The organism is Maribacter sp. Asnod2-G09 (assembly GCF_045063795.1).
In the GTDB taxonomy this organism is placed as follows: Bacteria; Bacteroidota; Bacteroidia; order Flavobacteriales; family Flavobacteriaceae; genus Maribacter.
Genome location: NZ_JBEFOA010000004.1, coordinates 815,076 through 833,423 on the forward strand (window position 1 = coordinate 815,076; position 18,348 = coordinate 833,423).

The 18,348-nt window shown below is 34.1% G+C and carries 20 protein-coding genes; 12 read left to right on the forward strand and 8 right to left on the reverse strand.

The window, feature by feature from the left end; all coding sequences use genetic code 11:
- From ACJJVT_RS10565 to ACJJVT_RS10575, 3 genes are read left to right on the forward strand one after another with little or no spacing between them, the layout of a single operon-like run.
- Window positions 1–876, forward strand: coding sequence for an alpha/beta hydrolase (locus ACJJVT_RS10565; RefSeq protein ID WP_405398522.1), 876 nt, complete (start codon window positions 1–3; stop codon window positions 874–876).
- Between the two features lie 20 nt (window positions 877–896).
- Complete coding sequence (locus ACJJVT_RS10570; protein ID WP_405398523.1) at window positions 897–1,565, forward strand: GDSL-type esterase/lipase family protein; 669 nt, start codon at window positions 897–899, stop codon at window positions 1,563–1,565.
- A 12-nt stretch (window positions 1,566–1,577) separates the two neighbouring features.
- On the forward strand, window positions 1,578–3,188 hold the full coding sequence (locus tag ACJJVT_RS10575) for a family 20 glycosylhydrolase (protein ID WP_405398525.1): 1,611 nt from the start codon (window positions 1,578–1,580) through the stop codon (window positions 3,186–3,188).
- A 56-nt stretch (window positions 3,189–3,244) separates the two neighbouring features.
- Here ACJJVT_RS10575 and ACJJVT_RS10580 read toward each other — a convergent pair whose 3' ends face one another.
- The 5 genes from ACJJVT_RS10580 to ruvX form a co-directional block, all read right to left on the reverse strand.
- Window positions 3,245–3,631 carry a response regulator gene (locus tag ACJJVT_RS10580; protein WP_405398526.1) on the reverse strand — a complete coding sequence of 129 codons (387 nt, stop codon included), beginning with the start codon at window positions 3,629–3,631 and terminating at the stop codon, window positions 3,245–3,247.
- 36 nt (window positions 3,632–3,667) lie between these two features.
- The gene (locus ACJJVT_RS10585; protein WP_405398528.1) at window positions 3,668–4,756 is read right to left on the reverse strand and encodes an ATP-binding protein; all 1,089 of its coding nucleotides are present in this window, start codon (window positions 4,754–4,756) and stop codon (window positions 3,668–3,670) included.
- A 210-nt stretch (window positions 4,757–4,966) separates the two neighbouring features.
- Window positions 4,967–5,395, reverse strand: a complete 429-nt coding sequence (locus tag ACJJVT_RS10590) for a DUF5606 domain-containing protein (protein WP_073243370.1) — start codon at window positions 5,393–5,395, stop codon at window positions 4,967–4,969.
- A 61-nt stretch (window positions 5,396–5,456) separates the two neighbouring features.
- On the reverse strand, window positions 5,457–6,047 hold the full coding sequence (gene def / locus ACJJVT_RS10595; RefSeq protein WP_405398529.1) for a peptide deformylase: 591 nt from the start codon (window positions 6,045–6,047) through the stop codon (window positions 5,457–5,459).
- Window positions 6,048–6,458 (reverse strand): Holliday junction resolvase RuvX, encoded by a 411-nt coding sequence (gene ruvX / locus ACJJVT_RS10600; protein WP_405398531.1) that lies wholly within the window; start codon window positions 6,456–6,458, stop codon window positions 6,048–6,050.
- 99 nt (window positions 6,459–6,557) lie between these two features.
- Between ruvX and ACJJVT_RS10605 the strand changes: the two genes are divergently transcribed.
- Window positions 6,558–7,373 (forward strand): 2,3,4,5-tetrahydropyridine-2,6-dicarboxylate N-succinyltransferase, encoded by an 816-nt coding sequence (locus ACJJVT_RS10605; protein WP_405398532.1) that lies wholly within the window; start codon window positions 6,558–6,560, stop codon window positions 7,371–7,373.
- A gap of 3 nt (window positions 7,374–7,376) precedes the next feature.
- Here ACJJVT_RS10605 and ACJJVT_RS10610 read toward each other — a convergent pair whose 3' ends face one another.
- Window positions 7,377–8,411, reverse strand: a complete 1,035-nt coding sequence (locus ACJJVT_RS10610) for a beta-1,6-galactofuranosyltransferase (protein ID WP_405398533.1) — start codon at window positions 8,409–8,411, stop codon at window positions 7,377–7,379.
- Between the two features lie 142 nt (window positions 8,412–8,553).
- Here ACJJVT_RS10610 and glf point away from each other — a divergent pair, with 142 nt between their 5' ends.
- Together glf and ACJJVT_RS10620 are read left to right on the forward strand one after the other, a co-directional pair.
- Window positions 8,554–9,666, forward strand: a complete 1,113-nt coding sequence (gene glf, locus ACJJVT_RS10615) for a UDP-galactopyranose mutase (RefSeq protein ID WP_405398535.1) — start codon at window positions 8,554–8,556, stop codon at window positions 9,664–9,666.
- Between the two features lie 159 nt (window positions 9,667–9,825).
- On the forward strand, window positions 9,826–10,620 hold the full coding sequence (locus ACJJVT_RS10620; RefSeq protein WP_133686877.1) for a glycosyltransferase family 2 protein: 795 nt from the start codon (window positions 9,826–9,828) through the stop codon (window positions 10,618–10,620).
- On the opposite strand, the gene ACJJVT_RS10625 is transcribed toward ACJJVT_RS10620, so the two are convergent.
- Window positions 10,602–11,420, reverse strand: coding sequence for a glycosyltransferase family 2 protein (locus tag ACJJVT_RS10625; RefSeq protein ID WP_405398537.1), 819 nt, complete (start codon window positions 11,418–11,420; stop codon window positions 10,602–10,604). The two genes, ACJJVT_RS10620 and ACJJVT_RS10625, sit on opposite strands and share 19 nt — an antisense overlap.
- Window positions 11,421–11,518: 98 nt before the next feature.
- On the opposite strand from ACJJVT_RS10625, the gene ACJJVT_RS10630 reads away from it, so the two are divergent.
- The 6 genes from ACJJVT_RS10630 (at window position 11,519) to ACJJVT_RS10655 (ending at window position 17,132) form a co-directional block, all read left to right on the forward strand.
- Window positions 11,519–12,349 carry a glycosyltransferase family A protein gene (locus ACJJVT_RS10630; protein ID WP_405398539.1) on the forward strand — a complete coding sequence of 277 codons (831 nt, stop codon included), beginning with the start codon at window positions 11,519–11,521 and terminating at the stop codon, window positions 12,347–12,349.
- A 16-nt stretch (window positions 12,350–12,365) separates the two neighbouring features.
- Window positions 12,366–12,926, forward strand: coding sequence for an L-threonylcarbamoyladenylate synthase (locus ACJJVT_RS10635; RefSeq protein ID WP_405398540.1), 561 nt, complete (start codon window positions 12,366–12,368; stop codon window positions 12,924–12,926).
- Window positions 12,927–12,930: 4 nt separating this feature from the next.
- Window positions 12,931–14,355 (forward strand): CCA tRNA nucleotidyltransferase, encoded by a 1,425-nt coding sequence (locus ACJJVT_RS10640; RefSeq protein WP_405398541.1) that lies wholly within the window; start codon window positions 12,931–12,933, stop codon window positions 14,353–14,355.
- Window positions 14,356–14,369: 14 nt separating this feature from the next.
- Window positions 14,370–15,404: a COX15/CtaA family protein gene (locus ACJJVT_RS10645; RefSeq protein WP_405398542.1), complete on the forward strand. Its 1,035-nt coding sequence runs from the start codon at window positions 14,370–14,372 to the stop codon at window positions 15,402–15,404.
- 26 nt (window positions 15,405–15,430) lie between these two features.
- Complete coding sequence (locus ACJJVT_RS10650; protein ID WP_405398543.1) at window positions 15,431–15,928, forward strand: IS1096 element passenger TnpR family protein; 498 nt, start codon at window positions 15,431–15,433, stop codon at window positions 15,926–15,928.
- Window positions 15,929–16,073: 145 nt separating this feature from the next.
- Entirely contained in the window at window positions 16,074–17,132 is a 1,059-nt protein-coding gene (locus ACJJVT_RS10655) for a nucleoid-associated protein (protein ID WP_405398546.1), read from the forward strand.
- Window positions 17,133–17,228: 96 nt separating this feature from the next.
- Here ACJJVT_RS10655 and ACJJVT_RS10660 read toward each other — a convergent pair whose 3' ends face one another.
- Window positions 17,229–18,317 carry a hypothetical protein gene (locus tag ACJJVT_RS10660; protein WP_405398547.1) on the reverse strand — a complete coding sequence of 363 codons (1,089 nt, stop codon included), beginning with the start codon at window positions 18,315–18,317 and terminating at the stop codon, window positions 17,229–17,231.
- Between the last annotated feature and the right edge of the window lie 31 nt (window positions 18,318–18,348).

Here is an 18,348-nt window from a genome sequence, read left to right on the forward strand (position 1 = left end):
ATGAAGCGTCTTATTCTACTTACTTGTATTTTTACCTCTATGAACATACTTGCCCAAAAAATGGTAGACTTACCGTTTGAATCTGATCCAAATGTAAATTGGTCGACAGCTGAAAAAGAATACTACTCAGATATTTGGGAAACAAATGTAATCACCAACGTAGCTATACCCAGGTTAGAAGTTTTTGAAGCAGACCAACCGAATGGCACCAGTGTTATTGTTGCACCTGGCGGCGGACTTTACGGCTTAAGCATTGAAAGTGAAGGTCGAGATGTGGCAAAATGGTTGAATAAAAAAGGAATTACCGCATTCGTTTTAAAATATAGGTTGGTACCGACTGGCGTTGACGGCATACAAGAAATATCTGATGAAAGCGTGAATAACCCAGCGAAGATCGGAGAAAGGGTCACACCAGTTTTACCACTGTCAATTGCAGATGGTCTTGCTGCTATTACATATGTTAGAACCAACGCAGCAGATATGAAACTTGACCCCAATAAAATTGGATTTATGGGTTTTTCCGCAGGTGGCGCAGTAGCAATGGGTGTAACATTTAACTATACAGCAGCAAACAAACCTAATTTTATAATACCTGTTTACCCTTGGATGACCGTTATTGGCGATTATACCGTACCTGAAGATGCACCGCCAATGTTAGTTATATGTGCTTCGGATGATCCATTAGGATTAGCAAAGCCAAGTGCAGATTTATATTCGGCTTGGTTGACAAATGGAAAGATAACCGGGATGCATATGTACTCTAAAGGCGGACACGGTTTTGGCATGAAAATGCAAAATCTAGCATCAGATGATTGGATATCTCAATTTTACCAATGGGCATTAACAGAAGGTTTTACAGTAGCGTCGAATAAATAACATAGTATCAACTACCGCAGATGAAAAGCTTAAACTCAATTGCAATACTTACATTTTGCACCTTTTTATTATCAAATGCGAGTTTCGCACAAACAGAAAATGTATTTACAAATGAAGTAAAAAATATCACTGTTAAATACGACAGCATTTGGGACTCCAGCAAAGAAACCATTGTATTCACCGGTAGTTCTAGTGTACGACTGTGGAGAAAGTTAGAACAAGAATTTCCGAACCATCAAATTGTAAATAGTGGATTTGGAGGCTCGCAAGCATCAGACTTATTGCTATTTATGGATGAATTGATCTTATCCTATAATCCAAAAAAAGTATTTATTTACGAAGGTGATAATGACTTATGGGCAGATAAAAGTCCTGCTGATGTTCTTGATACGACTGCAGAGATCATCCGTCGAATAAAATCTAAAAATCCTGCTACTGAGGTTATATTAATTGCGGCAAAACCAAGTATCAGCAGATGGAAGATTCGAGGAAAATATAAGCGGTTGAATAGAAGAATGGAACGTTTTACTAAAAACGACCCACAATTGTTTTACGTAGATGTATGGAAACCTATGTTAAACAAACGAAAGCTAAAAACCGATATATTTATTGAAGACGGCCTACATATGAACCAAAAAGGTTACGATATTTGGTATGAAGCCATGAAAGATTTAGTAAACCAACCCTAATTACACTACATAATGAAGACCTTTTGTATTCGAAGTCTATTTTTTGCAAGCTTAACACTCTTACTAATTGCTTGTGGTGAAGAGAAGAAAGAGCGTATTGCAATGCCATCGACAGATTTATCTAAGGCTAGCTTAATACCTAAGCCTCTAAAGATCATACCCACAAACTCCGCTTTTGCTTTAGATCAATTTACGGCAATTTACACCTCTAAAGATGCTACAGGTTTTGAAGAAGTAGGTACTTTTTTAGCTGATAAACTAAAAGATAAAATTAACCTGACCATACCTGTAAATACTGAAGGCGCGAATACTGTAGAGCGAGTTATTTATATTAACCAAAGCGATAGTACAGATCTGGCAGCGCCAGAGGCTTATCAATTGTATATTAATCAAGATTCTATCATTATAAACTCAAACACAGCAGAAGGTGCTTTTAGAGGAATACAAACCTTAAGACAATTAGTACCCTTAGAAAGCAACGATACTTTAGCGTTGCAGAAAATATGGCCAGTACCCTCGGGTAAGATTACCGACAACCCTAATTTTGAATATAGAGGCTCTATGTTAGATGTGGCACGACACTTTTTTAGTGTTGATGATGTTAAAAAGTATATTGACCTTTTATCTTATTACAAAATAAATGTGCTTCACCTACACCTTAGTGATGATCAAGGTTGGAGAATTGAAATTAAATCGTGGCCTAAACTTACAGCGGTTGGCGGTAGTACCGAAGTTGGTGGTGAATCTGGCGGATTCTACACTCAAGAAGATTACAAAGAGATTGTACGTTACGCAGCAGAAAGGTACATGACCATTATCCCTGAAATTGATATGCCCGGTCATACCAATGCGGCATCTGTATCTTACCCTTTCTTGAATGGGAATGGTAAAACGCCTAAACTATACGAAGGTATGCGTGTTGGCTTTAGCACCTTTGATACTCATAAGGATACTGTTTATTCTTTTATAGACGATGTAGTTAGAGAGATTTCTGCGATCACTCCCGGTCCATATTTTCATGTTGGTGGCGACGAAAGTCACGTTACTAAAAAGAAAGATTACATCTACTTCATTAATAAGGTAGAGAAAATAGTACAGAAGCACGGTAAGCGAATGATCGGTTGGGATGAAGTTGCCATTGCCGATGTAGATTCTACTTCAATTTCTCAATGGTGGGCAAGTGAAGAGAATGCTAAAAAAGCAGTTGATAAGGGAATGCAAATTATCGTCTCTCCGGCTAAGAAGGCATATTTAGATATGGAATATGACACCCTATCTAAATTCGGGTTACACTGGGCCGCTTACATACCAGTAGATACCGCATACATTTGGACACCCGAAGAATACGGAATTCCTATGGAAAATATCTTAGGCGTAGAAGCACCACTTTGGTCAGAAACCATAAGTAATATAGATGAGCTTGAATATTTAGCTTTTCCAAGAATTATCGGTTATTCTGAATTAAGCTGGAGTATAAAAGAAAATAGAAATTGGGAGAACTACAAAGTACGATTAGCCGACCAAGCACCATTTCTTGACAGAATGGATGTAAAGTACTACCCTTCTAAATTAATAGATTGGAAGAAGAGCGACTACACTTACGAGGTCATAAAAAAAGACTAAAAACATCATACACTGGATAATAAAAAGCCTTGATTTAAAAAATCAAGGCTTTTTAATTACAACTCAACTTTTTTCGATTTTAACTTAGCAAGAACAGTATTTAAATGCTGAAAATTTATAGGTTTTTCTAAATACTCTATAATATTATGATAGCCATCTGCCTTTAATTTATCATCATTTCTAAATGACGATGTAGTTATAACAACGGGTATATCTGAACATAGGTTCAATTCGTTAACCTTATCAAGAAAATCCCATCCGTCTAAAACAGGCATATTGATGTCCAGTAAAATTATATCAGGACAGGCATTTGTTTTTAAATGATCAAGTGCTAATTGACCGTTTAAGGCTATAGTAATGTTTTTATATCCAAATTTCTCGAGATTTGTTTTAGCTATAAAATTCGTTACCTCATCGTCTTCAATTATTAATATTCGTATCATTTTGTAGGGTTTTAATTATGGTTTTGATTATTTATTTTAAAAAATTACGATAAACTCTGTTCCTTTATTTACTTGACTTTTTACATCAATTGCACCATCGTTTTCACTAATAATAATTTTCATGATGTACAGCGCAACACCCAAACCATCAACATGGGTATGTAGACGTTTAAACAAGGAAAATATTTTATCAGAAAACTCCTGGTCAAAGCCTAGTCCATTATCCTTAAACGATAATTGAACTTTACCATTGACTTCTTTTGCTTCAATTTTGATGCTTAATTTTCTTTTAGGGTGCCTATACTTAAGAGAATTCGACATAAGCGTTTGAAGAATAGTCTCTAATTGTAACTTGTTATAATTGATTGTAGGACAACCTGAATAGTCTTCCTTTATTATCGTTCTACCTTCTATAATTTCTTTAGAATAACTAGTTTTTAATTTACCAACTACATCTGAAAATTCTAAAGTTGTTTTAGGTGCTCCAAAATTAGACTTTGTAGCAATCACCATATTCAATGCGGTAATTTTATCGCACATTACTTTGGTAACCACATTCATTTTTTCAACGATTGGCATAACTTCATTAGGGCTAATATTAGTCTCTAAAGCCATTCGCAATAGACTCTTTAAATTGGTAAGCGGGGCTCTAAGATCATGTGCTGCTACATATGAAAAATCTTCTAACTCTTGATTTTTCTTTTTCAAATTTTCATTGACCTCTATTAATGAAGTTTTAGTACTTTTTAATTTCTGAACGGTATCAATTACATTCGTTACATCTAAAGTTGTAATACCTAAGTAATCTCCAATTTTAAATGCCCTAGACATAAATGTCATTTCAGTAAATTCACCTTTAAATAACAACTCATCATAACCTAACGGCACGCCTGTATCTATAACATTCTTATAAGCGTCGTACCGCTCTGTCCCCTCTAAATAAGGGAATATGTCTAGCATGTTTTTACCTATGAAATTTTCTTTCTCAATACCAATAGTATCAACACTAGCTTGGTTTACATCAACAAAATTCATATCTCTGTCTAAAATCACAAAAGGTGAATATGCATTTTCGAAAAAAGCACTTTTTAATTCACAATTAATTTCAAAATCATTTAAAATCATATCACTCAAATTTTGTTAAAGCTATTTAGCTACACCACAAATTTGCAGCATTAAATATCTTATTTCAATTGATATATGATGGATAAAAGAAAGGTATCGATGAATAGTAAAAAGCTATAGATGAACAGTTTAATTACACACATAACCTTAAGTCTGAAACAAAAAAAAAGCCCCATAAGGGCTTTTTTTATTTAAATAATGTAAGAAAGATTACTCCTCTTCAGAAGCTTCTTCACTTTCAACCTCTTCACTAGAAAAGTCTGTAATCTTGTTTTCTGTTAAAATGTTATACCATTGAATAACCTTTTTAATATCACTAACGTACACACGATCTTCATCATAATCAGGTAGTACTTCAAAAAAGTATTCTTCTAATTTAATTTTCTCCTCTTTATGGCCTATAGATGTTTTACCTCCATTTTCCTTCTCTTGTATTTTCTTGAAGACATCTCTTAAAGGCACTTCTTCTTCAAGCGTATAAATAGCTATTTCAGACAATACACTAACGCTACTGCGTAAGCTTACTGTTATTCTTTTTCCATCTAACAAAGACTCAGCCACAAAACCTGTTCTGGTTTGTGTAATCAATTTATATAAACCTGGTTTTCCTGCAACTGATAAAATTTTCTCTAACCCCATAAACTATTTTAAAATTTTAAGTGGACAAATATTACACTTTTCTATTAATAATAAGGGCATTTTAACGTCCTTTTTTCATCGCAGGAAATTTCATGCGATAATCAACATTAATCTTTCCTTTAGAAATATTGGTTAATCTTCCTTTTAACATTCTCTTTTTTAGCGCAGATAATTTATCGGTAAACAACACCCCTTCTATATGATCGTATTCATGCTGAATTACACGAGCCAACAAACCATCAAAGGTTTTTTCATGCTCTTTAAAATTCTCATCTAAATAGGTGATTTTAATGGTACCCTTTCTGCTTACATCTTCACGAACGTCTGGTATACTAAGGCAACCTTCATTGAAAGCCCATTCATCACCAGTTTCTTCTTCGATAGTAGCATTGATAAACACTTGTTTGAAACCGTCTAACTGTTTTTGTTCCTCTTCAGTTAAATCTTCATCCCCTGAAAAAGGAGTCGTATCAACCAAAAATATACGAATTGGTAATCCTATTTGTGGTGCTGCAAGACCTACACCACTAGCGTTATACATGGTCTCCCACATGTTAGCCAACAACTCATTCAGTTTTGGATGGTCTTTCTCAATATCATCCGCTACTTTTCTTAATACGGGATCACCGTATGCAATAATGGGTAAAATCATTTATAATGTCTTTAAAAAATCTTGTAATATAATAGTTGCACTAATCTCATCGATTAATGCTTTGTTTTTTCTTTGTTTCTTCTTTAACCCGCTATCAATCATGGTCTGAAAAGCCATTTTCGAGGTAAAACGCTCATCATGTCTTTTAATCGGTATGGTTGGAAATTTCTCTGCCAGCTTTACCAAAAATGGAGCAATATGTACTTCAGATTCAGATGCGGTATTATCCATTTGTTTAGGCTCACCTACAACAATGGTCTCTACCTTTTCTTTGGAAATATAATCAGATAAATATTCAAAGATTTCGGCAGTGGCAACAGTCGTTAATCCGAATGCTATCATTTTCATATCATCGGTAACCGCTAAGCCAATACGTTTTTCTCCGTAATCAATTGCAAGAATCTTTCCCAAACTTAATTTTTGGCAAAAATAAAGGATAATTTGTTATATGTGCCCTTGCGCATGGCTAATTACTGTACTTCAACTTATATTTGAGAAAATTTTATGAAAATGACAGAATTAAGAGCACAAATAGAAAAAGCATGGGACAATAGAGACCTTTTAAAGGAATCTGCAACCCAAGATAGCATTAGAGAGGTTATTAACCTTTTAGATATCGGAAAATTAAGATGTGCCGAACCAACTACAAACGGATGGCAAATTAACGAATGGGTAAAGAAAGCAGTAGTTATGTATTTCCCTATTCAAAAAATGGAAACTTTAGAAGCGGGTATTTTTGAGTACCACGATAAAATGCCTTTAAAAAGAGGATACAAAGAAAAAGGAATTCGCGTTGTACCAAATGCGGTAGCAAGACATGGTGCTTATATTTCTGCTGGAACCATTTTAATGCCTAGTTATGTAAATATTGGTGCATATGTAGACGAAGGTACTATGGTCGATACTTGGGCAACTGTAGGTAGTTGTGCGCAGATCGGCAAAAACGTTCACTTAAGTGGTGGTGTTGGTATTGGTGGCGTTCTTGAACCTTTACAAGCCTCACCAGTTATTATAGAAGATGGTGCCTTTATTGGTTCTCGTTGTATTGTAGTAGAAGGTGTTAGAGTTGAAAAAGAAGCAGTACTTGGAGCCAATGTTGTTTTAACGATGAGCACCAAGATTATTGACGTTACCGGTGAAACTCCCGTAGAAACAAAAGGTGTTGTACCTGCACGTTCAGTAGTGATACCTGGTAGTTATACCAAGAAATTTCCGGCAGGTGAATTTCAAGTGCCATGTGCATTAATTATCGGAAAAAGAAAAGAAAGCACAAACAAAAAGACATCATTGAACGATGCACTTAGAGAGTATGATGTTGCGGTTTAATCTTTAAACCAATTCTACTACTTTAGTAATAGCTTGAGAAAGGTAATGACCAGAGGCAACTTTGGTTTTTACCTTTTCTACATTAGAAACCATAGCTGCATAATCTTTAGGATCAAGGTTTGCTAAAATAGCATCAAGTTCATCTAAAGAATTTAAGGTGATACCAATCTGTTCTTTTTCAATAAATTTGGCAATAGCTGCTTTTTTCCAAACAATAACAGGTAGTCCACACAAGAGATATAAAGATGTTTTATGCGGATTATTATATAATAGATACTTTCCAAAATCTGCTGAACATTCATTTAGTGCATTACCGTTCCAAATTAAACCAAACGAACCTTGTATTTCATCAATTACCTCGTCTGGTGAGAAAACACCTTGGTAGTCTAAAATAGAATTATCTCTTTCAGCATCGGCCGCATTAAAACCGTTACCATATAACTTGAGTTTATAATTTGACGGATTTAGACTTTCCATACTATATAAAAATTCACTTTTCTCTTTCCCCAATCCGCCGGCAAAAACTACATCATAAGGTGTGTTGAGTGTTGCATGCTTATTACTTGCATGTATGTAATCGAACAATTCTAAACTTACCAATTGTGCAGTACATCCATTTTCTTGAAACCACTTTTTCATAGATTCGTTATGAACGATGATAAAATCGGCTTTATTGAATTTTGCCATCTCACCCTTCAAATCAGTAGATTTTCCCATTAAAAATTTAACATCATGTATAATTATGATGAGGGTGCATTTCTTTAATGAAACAATATTAGTAATATAACCGAAAAACTTGCTTAACGGATATTGCATACAGAAAACAGACTTTCTAGGTAATAGAAATAACCCTTTTGTTATTCCGAAAAAACTGATAACAGCACCTATTGCCGAACTAGGGTGATTACTTTGCTTAAAACCTAAATTCTTGAATCCGTTCTTTTCTAGAACCGTCTCGCAGTCCATCTTTGGTTTGGAAGCTGCGTTCTTTGAAAATTTATAATTCCTAGAAATAAAATAGAGATTATCAGAATTCATTCAATTATTATTTATGGTTTAAGCATTGCAATTTTAACGATATAAAACTACATATGAAATATTAAATTTCAATTATAGTAAACCTTTTCGTGTTAACCAATTTCCATCACAAACTGTATCTTTGATCTTTTAATATTGAAAAATGGTATCAACTAAAAAGTATGATTTTCTTATTGTAGGCGCCGGTTTATACGGAGCAGTTTTTGCCCATGAGGCAAAAAAAAGAGGAAAGACTTGTTTAGTAGTAGATAAAAGAGAACATATTGGTGGAAATACCTTTTGTAAAAAAATAGAAGATATTAATGTGCACGCCTACGGAGCGCATATTTTCCATACCAATGACAAGAAAATTTGGGACTATGTAAATGACTTTGTTACGTTTAATAGATACACCAATTCTCCGGTTGCCAACCACAAAGGTTCATTGTATAATTTACCTTTTAATATGAACACCTTTTATCAATTATGGGGTACTAAGACTCCCGCAGAGGCAAAATCTATTATTGATGAACAAAGCAAGAAGTATCAAAAAAAACAGCCACAAAATTTAGAAGAGCAAGCACTTTCGCTTGTTGGTGAAGATATTTATTTCAAACTGATTAAAGGGTATACCGAAAAACAGTGGGGAAGAAAAGCTACAGAATTACCTGCATTCATAATTAAACGCCTACCCTTAAGATTCACATTCGACAACAATTATTTCAACGATAGCTACCAAGGCATACCTATTGGAGGTTATAACGAATTAAGTGGCGGACTTTTAGAAGGTATAGACGTACAACTTGGCGTCAACTATTTTAAAGATAAAATAGCGCTTGACAACATGGCTCATAAAACTGTTTTTACGGGTAAAATTGACGAATACTACAACTACGAATTTGGTAAATTAGAATATCGAGGCTTGCGTTTTGACCATGAAATTTTAGACATTGAAAATTACCAAGGTAATGCGGTAATTAATTATACCGAAGCAGAAATACCATATACAAGAATTTTAGAGCACAAGCATTTTGAATTCGGGCAACAAAAGAAAACAGTCATTACCAAAGAATATCCGTTAGAAGCTTCAACCGATTCTGAACCGTACTACCCAATCAACGATGACAAGAATAATAACAGGTATTTACAGTATAAGAACAAGGCTGCCAAAGACTTAGTAATATTTGGTGGTAGGCTAGCAGAATACAAGTATTACGATATGCACCAGGTTATTGGCGCAGCGTTAGCAAAAACTAAAAAACTTTTTGATAATTGAACGCAACCATTCTAAAATACGCCCTCTTATAAACTGAACCATGCTATAACGTTGGATTTCAATTGTGTAAGAATTTTACTGCTTAACACAATTTTTTAATTCTTTTTTTGTTATAACTTTGTTCGCTCCGATTAGAGCAAACCTATCAAATTGGATTGTATGATTACCAAAAAAGAACAACTTACCGCATTAGTAATTACGTATAACGAAATTGGGTACATTGAAAAGTGTATTGAATCAGTTTCTTTTGCCGATGAAATTATTGTAGTTGATTCTTTTAGTACCGACGGAACTTATGAATATTTAAAGGATAACCCGAAAGTAAAAGTCATTCAAAATCCGTTTGAGAATTTTACCGCTCAAAAATCATTTGCATTAAAACAAGCTACCAATGACTGGGTTTTATTTTTAGATGCTGACGAAATAGTTTCTGATGCTTTACAAAATGAAATTTCAGAGACAGTAGCTAGTGATACTGATATTGCAGCTTTTTGGTTTTATCGCCAATTTATGTTCAAGAATGAAAAATTGAATTTCAGCGGATGGCAAACTGATAAAAACTACAGACTTTTTAGAAAAAGTAAAGCTGTATTTTCTGACTGTAAAATTGTTCATGAAACATTAGACGTTGATGGCGCTTCTGGTATTTTGAAAGAAAAACTGACGCACTACTGTTACAAGAACTACGAAGATTACAAAGGTAAAATGCTGAAATATGGTCGTTTAAAGGCTATTGAATCGTTTTACAAAGAAAAGAAGTTTAGCTATGTAATGATGGTTTTAAAAACTGGTTGGAAATTTTTCAACCATTACATCTTACGTCTTGGTATACTAGATGGCAAAAAAGGTTTTATTATTTGCTACCTTAATTCATTAGGTGTTTTAGAACGTTATAATGAACTTAAAAGACTGGAACAAAAAAATGAGCTTGCGTATTACTTAGTAATGCCGTAAAACGTCCACACGCTTTTTTCCTTTTTAGTAGCATTTCTTATTCCCACATTCTTAGCAATAGATTCTGGTGTCTTATACCCTCTTTTATGGTCTAAATGCACACAAACTGCACTATAGCGTAGTTGCTTAGACTTTAAGCCGAAATTGAACAAACGTTCACCTAGCTCTCTATCTTGACCACCATATTGCATGCGCTCATCGAAGCCGTTTACATTTTCAATATCCTTTTTCCACCCAGAAGAATTATGTCCGTTCCAACTTGCATTGGTCGGTGTAACCCTATTTAAAATTTTAGAAATAAATCCTTTAGCTGTAAGCTTGTTATTTTTAAAAGTCTGCGGTATTCCTTTATCCTTCAACCATTGAATATTAAAGCATCGTTGATTTTCAATATCGTCAAGAGTAATTAATTTAGAAATATTCATGGGTAGCATGTAATATCCACCAGAAATAAAATAACCCGGTTCTTTATTGATGTAATGCACCTGAACAAAATCTTCTCGAGGTATACAATCACCATCGGTCATGATAATATAATCTGCAGAACAGGCAGTTACCGCTTTATTTAATATTCTAGATTTTTGAAAGCCATCGTCTTCTTGCCAAACATGCACAATTGGGTAATGCACCTTTTCAGCCATCTCTGCCAATAATTCTTTAGTAGGTGCTTTGGACCCGTCATCAGCAATAACAACTTCAAAATCTTTGAATATTTGTTGCTCAAAGCCCCATAGTACCTTCTTTAGCCACTCTTCGGCATTATATGTACTAACGATGATACTTATTTTAGGAATCTCCATGCTACGTTTCAAATTACTGCAAAAATATAAAACTCTTATCTATCTTTGAGCTAGAAAAGACGGTCTCTTAATAAAGGGACAAATTACAGCATTGTAAAATGAAGTTAAAAGAAATTCCTGTATCAATTTACAATTCGGTTAAACTTTTAGCCCTTTCGTCTAAAAGTATGATAACCGAGAATAAGACAGAAATACCGGTAATTGTTTCTTTAACCTCCATTCCATCAAGGTTAGGCACACTTCATCTTACCATAAGAAGTCTCTTAAATCAAGATGCGCGACCAAAGAAAATAATTATATGGTTACATCATTCGTTAAAAAATAAAATACCCAAAAAGCTAGCGACTTTAGAAAGTGATTTATTTGAAATCATGTATTCTGATTTAACTTGTTCTCACAGAAAGCTCATTCATAGCTTAGAATTATTCCCTAATGATATAATTGTTACTTGTGATGATGATATGCTTTATAGACCAAACTGGCTTCGACTATTGCATGAAGAACATCTATCACATCCAAAAAAAATTATCGCGAATCAGACCAGATATATTACATATAAAAAGACTGGAGAATTACAATCGTATAAAAGTTGGGTCTTTGATAGATATTCAAAATTCAAAAGCTCTGCCGTAATACCAATTGGTGCCGAGGGTGTTTTATATCCACCGAATAGCCTTTCTGAAAAAGTAACCGATTCAACATTATTTTTAGAATTGGCTCCGAAAGCAGATGACTTATGGTTTAAAGCGATGGCTTACTTAAAAGGTACCGAATCTATGCAAGCAAATAATAAAGCTAAAACACCTATTCCCATTATCGGGTCACAAAAGCAATCTCTAAAAAAGTTGAATATTGGAGGTGATAAAAACAAAACCCAATGGTTAGCAATAACTAATTACTTCAACATTACTCCAGAAAATTTTCTATAATACAAGCCAAAAACAAATGACAGAGGAAATCAACAAATGCATAGAAGTTCTAGAAAATGGCGGACTCATACTCTACCCTACCGATACCATTTGGGGTATTGGTTGTGATGCTACGAATGAAAAAGCTGTAGAAAAGGTGTTTAAATTAAAACAACGCGACGACAGCAAAGCATTAATATGTTTAGTTGCCAATGATGCTATGCTCGAAAAGCATGTCGAAAAGGTATCTGATCTTGCTTATGACATTATTGACCTTTCTACAAAGCCGACGACTATAATATTCGATAAACCTCGTGGTGTGGCTAAAAACTTAATAGCAGAAGACAATACTTTAGCTGTAAGAGTAGCATCAGATAAATTCTGCCAATACCTAATTGGTAAGTTTAAAAAGCCAATTGTTTCTACATCTGCCAACATTTCTGGACAAAGCACACCAAAATCTTTCCAAAATATAGATTCAGCCATTTTAAAAGGTGTAGACTATGTGGTAAATTTGCATCGTGAGAAACAGAATAGCTCCGCCTCTTCAATTATTAGATTAGCTAATGATGGTACGGTGAAGATTATTCGAGATTAAGAACATGCAAGAGAGCTATACAGACGCTTTAAACAACCCAATTTTCAATATTATTTCAGAAGCTGCAGAAGAACTTTCTGTAGACTGTTATGTTATAGGAGGTTTTGTAAGAGATTATTTTTTAAAACGTAACATACCTAAAGATATAGATGTTGTTGCAATTGGCAGTGGTATTAAACTTGCCGAAAAAGTTGCTTCTAAATTAGAGGGCAAACCCCAAGTATCGGTTTTCAAGAATTTTGGTACTGCCATGATCAAAAGTAATGGTATTGAACTTGAATTTGTGGGTGCACGTAAAGAAAGTTATCAGCGCGATAGTCGCAAACCTATCGTTGAAGATGGCACTTTAGAAGATGACCAAAAAAGACGCGATTTCACTATAAATGCTTTGGCGCTTTCGCTGAATAAATCGAATTACGGAGCCCTTCTTGACCCTTTTGGCGGTATTGCTGACTTAGAGAGCAAGATTATAAAAACTCCGCTAGAACCAGGTATTACCTATTCAGACGACCCTTTACGTATGATGCGGGCCATTCGTTTTGCTACACAATTAGATTTTCAAATAGCACTACCCTCTTTACAGGCGATTGCAGAAAATAAAGACCGTCTAAAAATTGTTTCTAATGAGCGAATTCTAGATGAGCTTCATAAAATTATGCTGTGCAAAAAACCTTCTTTAGGCTTTTCGTTACTTCATAAAACAGAATTACTAGAGCTAATTATACCAGAGCTTACCGCATTACAGGGTATAGAAGAAATTGAAGGTCAAAAACATAAAGACAACTTTTGGCATACTTTAGAGGTAGTCGATAATATATCTGAAGCTACAGATGACCTTTGGTTACGCTGGGCCGCACTTTTACATGATATTGGTAAAGCCCCTACCAAAAGATTCCATAAAAAAATTGGTTGGACATTTCATGGACATGAATTCGTAGGATCCAAAATGGTATTCAAATTATTCAAACGTTTACGAATGCCATTGAACGAAAAAATGAAATTCGTTCAAAAGATGGTTTTAATGAGTTCAAGACCTATTATACTATCTGAAGATTATGTAACAGATTCAGCGGTGCGTAGATTGGTTTTTGATGCAGGTGACAATGTTGAAGATTTAATGACTTTATGTGAAGCGGATATCACGACTAAGAATCCAAAGAAGCAGCGTAAATACCGTCAAAACTTTAAAGTTGTTCGCCAAAAAATTGAAGAAGTAGAAGCGCGCGACCATGTTAGAAACTTTCAACCACCTATTAGCGGCGAAGAAATAATGGAAACTTTTTCTCTGAAACCATCAAAGGAAATCGGAATTATAAAAGAAGCGATTAAAGAAGCTATTTTAGAAGGAGAAATTCCGAATGAATATAAAGCGGCTCAAGATTTTATGTATCTTAAGGGTGCTGAATTAGGACTACAAAGTACAAAATAGAATGGATATTATTTATGGATATTACATTTAGAAAAATTGCCAAAATATCTTTGGTGTTAGTTTATTTAGTGATTGTCGCAGGTGCCGTAGTTAGAATGACAGGTAGCGGCATGGGTTGCCCAGATTGGCCCAAATGTTTTGGTTACTATATACCACCAACAGAGGTTACAGAAATACAATGGCAACCAAATCGATTATTTGAAAAAGGTCAGGTAATTATTTATCGTGAAACCTTACAGGTTTCTAAAGAATCATTTACTACAAAAGATGCTTTCAATGTCGCTAATTGGGAGCCTTATACGAAACATGATTACGCAGAATTTAATCCGTGGCACACGTGGATCGAATATATAAATAGGCTTTTTGGTGCCTTAGCCGGTCTCGCCACACTACTGCTTGCCATAATGTCTATTAAATTCTGGAAGAAGAAAAAGCGTATACCCATACTATCTTGGTTGGTGGTTGTAGGCATGGTTTTTCAAGCTTGGTTAGGCGCAACGGTTGTATACTCTGTTTTAGAGCCTGCAAAAATTACTGTTCACATGCTTATGGCATTAGTAATCGTTGCGATGTTACTTTATGTTATCTATTTAGCAAATGAAGAGAACAAACGTATTAAGTATGATAAATTAGTATTGAATATCAGTATTGTAGCAATTGTATTGACACTTGTTCAAATTGCTATGGGTACTCAAGTACGACAATTTATAGACGAGCAAATAGACATTTTCGGTTACAATGCTAGAGATCATTGGTTAAAAAACCCAGAACTACTATTTTATATACACCGTTCATTTTCTATCCTAGTCCTATTAATAAACGCATTCTTAGCATATAGAATTACAAAATTAGATTTAGGACACTTTAAAATTTACTGGGTCTTGTTTTTACTGGTAGTTGAAGTATTTACGGGTATTGCCATGAACTATTTAGATTTCCCGTTTGCTAGTCAGCCGTTACATCTTGTTTTAGCTTCTATCTTATTCGGAGTTCAATTCTACATACTTTTAGATGCATTAATGCCTAGAAAAGATTCGAAAACTTCGTAACTTTGCCCTCCCACAAAAATTAAGGTATGATTTATAAAATTCGTATAATTCTAGACGCTGAAGAAGATATTTTCAGAGATTTAGAAATTGAGTCCCACAATTCATTAGAAGAATTTCATAATGCCATTACTCAGGCGTTTGGTTTTTTAGGTAATGAAATGGCGTCTTTTTACACCTGTGATGAAGAGTGGAAACAAGACGAAGAGATTGCTCTTTTTGATATGAGTGAATCTGGTTCTGATGTACGATTAATGAATGAAACCTTTTTAGAGGATATCATGACCGAGAACAACCCTAAACTGATCTACGTTTATGATTTCATGAACATGTGGACGTTTTTCGTTGAGCTTGCAGATATTCAAGAAAATGAAGATGGTCGCGCCTACCCTAATGTTCTTTTTACATTTGGTGAGCTACCAGAAACTCCGCCGGAAAAGAATTTTGAGGCAGAAAACAGTGCATTTGATTTTGATGATACTTTTGACAATTACGACGATTTAGATTTCGATGAAAATTGGAACTAAATTTCAGTAAATGAACTTGCTAGTCCTCGAGGTATCGAATTGAAAACATAATTTATATTTCGACGCAAGCGTCGGAGCATTAAAATCTCGATTATCGAGTTAAAAACACATTTTCGCTTACTAACCATTTAATTTAGAACATTTTATGATTAATCTTTATGCTACCCAAATTGAAAGTATATCTATACATAGAGTTGGTAACAAAAATAAGAATGAAGGCGTTTTTCTTTCAGAAGAACCATTTAGACTTAACGATGAAACTACTGGTTTATTAAAAGAATACTTTTTTAAGCCTTTCAGAGAAAAAGAAGAAAACTACTATAAACTAGCTAATGAAGTTGATGTTGAATTCAACGAATTATACAAAATTGTAAGTGAAGTTTTTGAAGATCCTTCAAAAGCACATTTAAATTCAAAAAAAGTAGCTTCTTTATTATTCGAGCAATCTAACCACCCACATATTAAAAGTGGTGAGGTATATGTTGCCTTCCTTTCTGGGTTGCTTTTAGACAACAAAAAAGTAGATGCCATTGGTATTTTTAAGAGTGAGTTAAAACACGATTTTATTCAGTTCGAAGAAAAGAACAGCAATTTAGATATCGTTATTCAACAAGGTATCAATATCAATAAATTAGATAAAGGGTGTTTGATCTTCAATGTCGAAAAAGAAGAGGGTTACAAGGTACTTTCAGTAGATAGCAATAAGTACGATACTAAATATTGGATAGAAAACTTTTTAGGTGTTGAACCACTTTCAGATGATAACTTTAAGACAAAAAACTACTTGAAATTTTGTCAAGACTTTGCTAAAGAGGTGGTTTTACCAGCAGAAGACAAGCAACAAGAGGTTTTATTCATGAACCGTGCGGTAAACCATTTTGCAAAAAATGATGCTTTTGAAGAGTCTACTTTTTTGAACGAGGTGATGGAAAATCCGGAATTGATACCTGAATTTAAACATTACAAAGCAGAGAAAGGTCCGAAATTTAGTATTGAAGATGTTTCTACCTTCGACATTGCCAACAAAGCAGTATCAGATGCTCGTAAAAAGATAAAGAACGTTATTAATTTGGATACCAATATTCAAATTAAAATGGATTTCATTAACCCAGAATCTGCAGAGAAATTTGTTGAAAAAGGTTGGGATGAAGAAAGACAGATGTATTACTATCTAGTGTACTTTAATAAAGAACAAAAAAGCTAGTTTTTCGTGAATTCGCTGAACTTACAACAAGTAAAAAGCCCATTATTTTCTTAAGAAAATAATGGGCTTTTTAAATATTAACTAGTCAATTACACTCTAGTTATTGATTTTAATATTGTGTTCTATAATCTGTTTTACACTTACATCTTCATAATTTCTACGAACAAAATTCAATGCTAAATCCAATACCTCTCCCATTGTAGTACAGTTCTGAAAGTCCATATCCATAGTAAGAACTTCAATCTGTTCTCTTAACATCGCTATATTTTCTGGAGTAGAAATTTCATCAGTTTTACAGATAGCGCGTAATTTTTTAATTCTGTTTCCTGAACTTAAAATTCTCTTCGCCACCATAGAACGTTCTTCTAATTTATATTGATCTACAGAATCATGTGTTAGTTTTTTACGAACCAACTCAACCATTTGAAAATTTTCTTTAAAAAACTGAGGTCTATAGACTTTTAGTTTTCCTTCAAAACACTGTTGATCAAAATCTATAGCACGTATTTTATACACTACATGGTCAAAATCATGCGTAGGCACAATTACATAGTTATATGACCTCATATCGCCTAGTAATCGAATCATGCAACGTTCATTGAATTTTACAAATTCTTTTGCCAGTTGCGCTTTTTCTCTTGGGGTACATTTCGGTAAATTATGCTTTATAAATTCATCACCAGGTATACCTGCAATATGCTCCTCAATTAAAGTGTCTTTATACACCAAAAAGTTAAGGTTGTAAGGTGAAAGCATATGCTCTAATTCTAAGCCATAAATACGAGATGCATCCGTCTTTTTTACGTAGAAATAAGTGAAGTTATCGTTCAATATATTTCTTACCTTAATTCTAAAAGGTTTAGAATTACCGAACGTACAGAAATCTACAGCATCAACATTCAAATATTGATGAATATTATCGCTTCCATCAGAATGTAAAATAGAATAAACTTTCTTTAAACTATCGTCTATTTCTTTTCTATCAAATTCTGAATAATAAGCACGTACCCAAAGGGTATCTTCATCATTTTTATCATACACGACAACCGACCCAGAAAACCGAAGTAAATCGTCATAAAAAATGGGAATTTCAATTTTTCTGCTATAGTGTTCCAAGTAGCCATCTAAAGCCTCACTTACAGGGTAAGCAGGTTTTTTCTTTGACATTAATCTTTCTTCTGACATGCTTCAAATTTACTTACAAAATAATCATTTC

What these genes read in the sequence shown, in the direction of transcription:
- ACJJVT_RS10635 (WP_405398540.1), top strand. Translation starts at nt 12,366, where the DNA reads ATGACAGAGGAAATCAACAAATGCATAGAAGTTCTAGAAAATGGCGGA.
- ACJJVT_RS10585 (WP_405398528.1), bottom strand. Translation starts at nt 4,756, where the DNA reads ATGATTTTAAATGATTTTGAAATTAATTGTGAATTAAAAAGTGCTTTT.
- ACJJVT_RS10590 (WP_073243370.1), bottom strand. Translation starts at nt 5,395, where the DNA reads ATGGGGTTAGAGAAAATTTTATCAGTTGCAGGAAAACCAGGTTTATAT.
- ACJJVT_RS10570 (WP_405398523.1), top strand. Translation starts at nt 897, where the DNA reads ATGAAAAGCTTAAACTCAATTGCAATACTTACATTTTGCACCTTTTTA.
- ACJJVT_RS10650 (WP_405398543.1), top strand. Translation starts at nt 15,431, where the DNA reads ATGATTTATAAAATTCGTATAATTCTAGACGCTGAAGAAGATATTTTC.
- ACJJVT_RS10575 (WP_405398525.1), top strand. Translation starts at nt 1,578, where the DNA reads ATGAAGACCTTTTGTATTCGAAGTCTATTTTTTGCAAGCTTAACACTC.
- ACJJVT_RS10620 (WP_133686877.1), top strand. Translation starts at nt 9,826, where the DNA reads ATGATTACCAAAAAAGAACAACTTACCGCATTAGTAATTACGTATAAC.
- ACJJVT_RS10655 (WP_405398546.1), top strand. Translation starts at nt 16,074, where the DNA reads ATGATTAATCTTTATGCTACCCAAATTGAAAGTATATCTATACATAGA.
- ACJJVT_RS10640 (WP_405398541.1), top strand. Translation starts at nt 12,931, where the DNA reads ATGCAAGAGAGCTATACAGACGCTTTAAACAACCCAATTTTCAATATT.
- ACJJVT_RS10630 (WP_405398539.1), top strand. Translation starts at nt 11,519, where the DNA reads ATGAAGTTAAAAGAAATTCCTGTATCAATTTACAATTCGGTTAAACTT.
- ACJJVT_RS10610 (WP_405398533.1), bottom strand. Translation starts at nt 8,411, where the DNA reads ATGAATTCTGATAATCTCTATTTTATTTCTAGGAATTATAAATTTTCA.
- ACJJVT_RS10565 (WP_405398522.1), top strand. Translation starts at nt 1, where the DNA reads ATGAAGCGTCTTATTCTACTTACTTGTATTTTTACCTCTATGAACATA.
- glf (WP_405398535.1), top strand. Translation starts at nt 8,554, where the DNA reads ATGGTATCAACTAAAAAGTATGATTTTCTTATTGTAGGCGCCGGTTTA.
- ACJJVT_RS10580 (WP_405398526.1), bottom strand. Translation starts at nt 3,631, where the DNA reads ATGATACGAATATTAATAATTGAAGACGATGAGGTAACGAATTTTATA.
- def (WP_405398529.1), bottom strand. Translation starts at nt 6,047, where the DNA reads ATGATTTTACCCATTATTGCATACGGTGATCCCGTATTAAGAAAAGTA.
- ACJJVT_RS10660 (WP_405398547.1), bottom strand. Translation starts at nt 18,317, where the DNA reads ATGTCAGAAGAAAGATTAATGTCAAAGAAAAAACCTGCTTACCCTGTA.
- ACJJVT_RS10625 (WP_405398537.1), bottom strand. Translation starts at nt 11,420, where the DNA reads ATGGAGATTCCTAAAATAAGTATCATCGTTAGTACATATAATGCCGAA.
- ACJJVT_RS10645 (WP_405398542.1), top strand. Translation starts at nt 14,370, where the DNA reads ATGGATATTACATTTAGAAAAATTGCCAAAATATCTTTGGTGTTAGTT.
- ACJJVT_RS10605 (WP_405398532.1), top strand. Translation starts at nt 6,558, where the DNA reads ATGACAGAATTAAGAGCACAAATAGAAAAAGCATGGGACAATAGAGAC.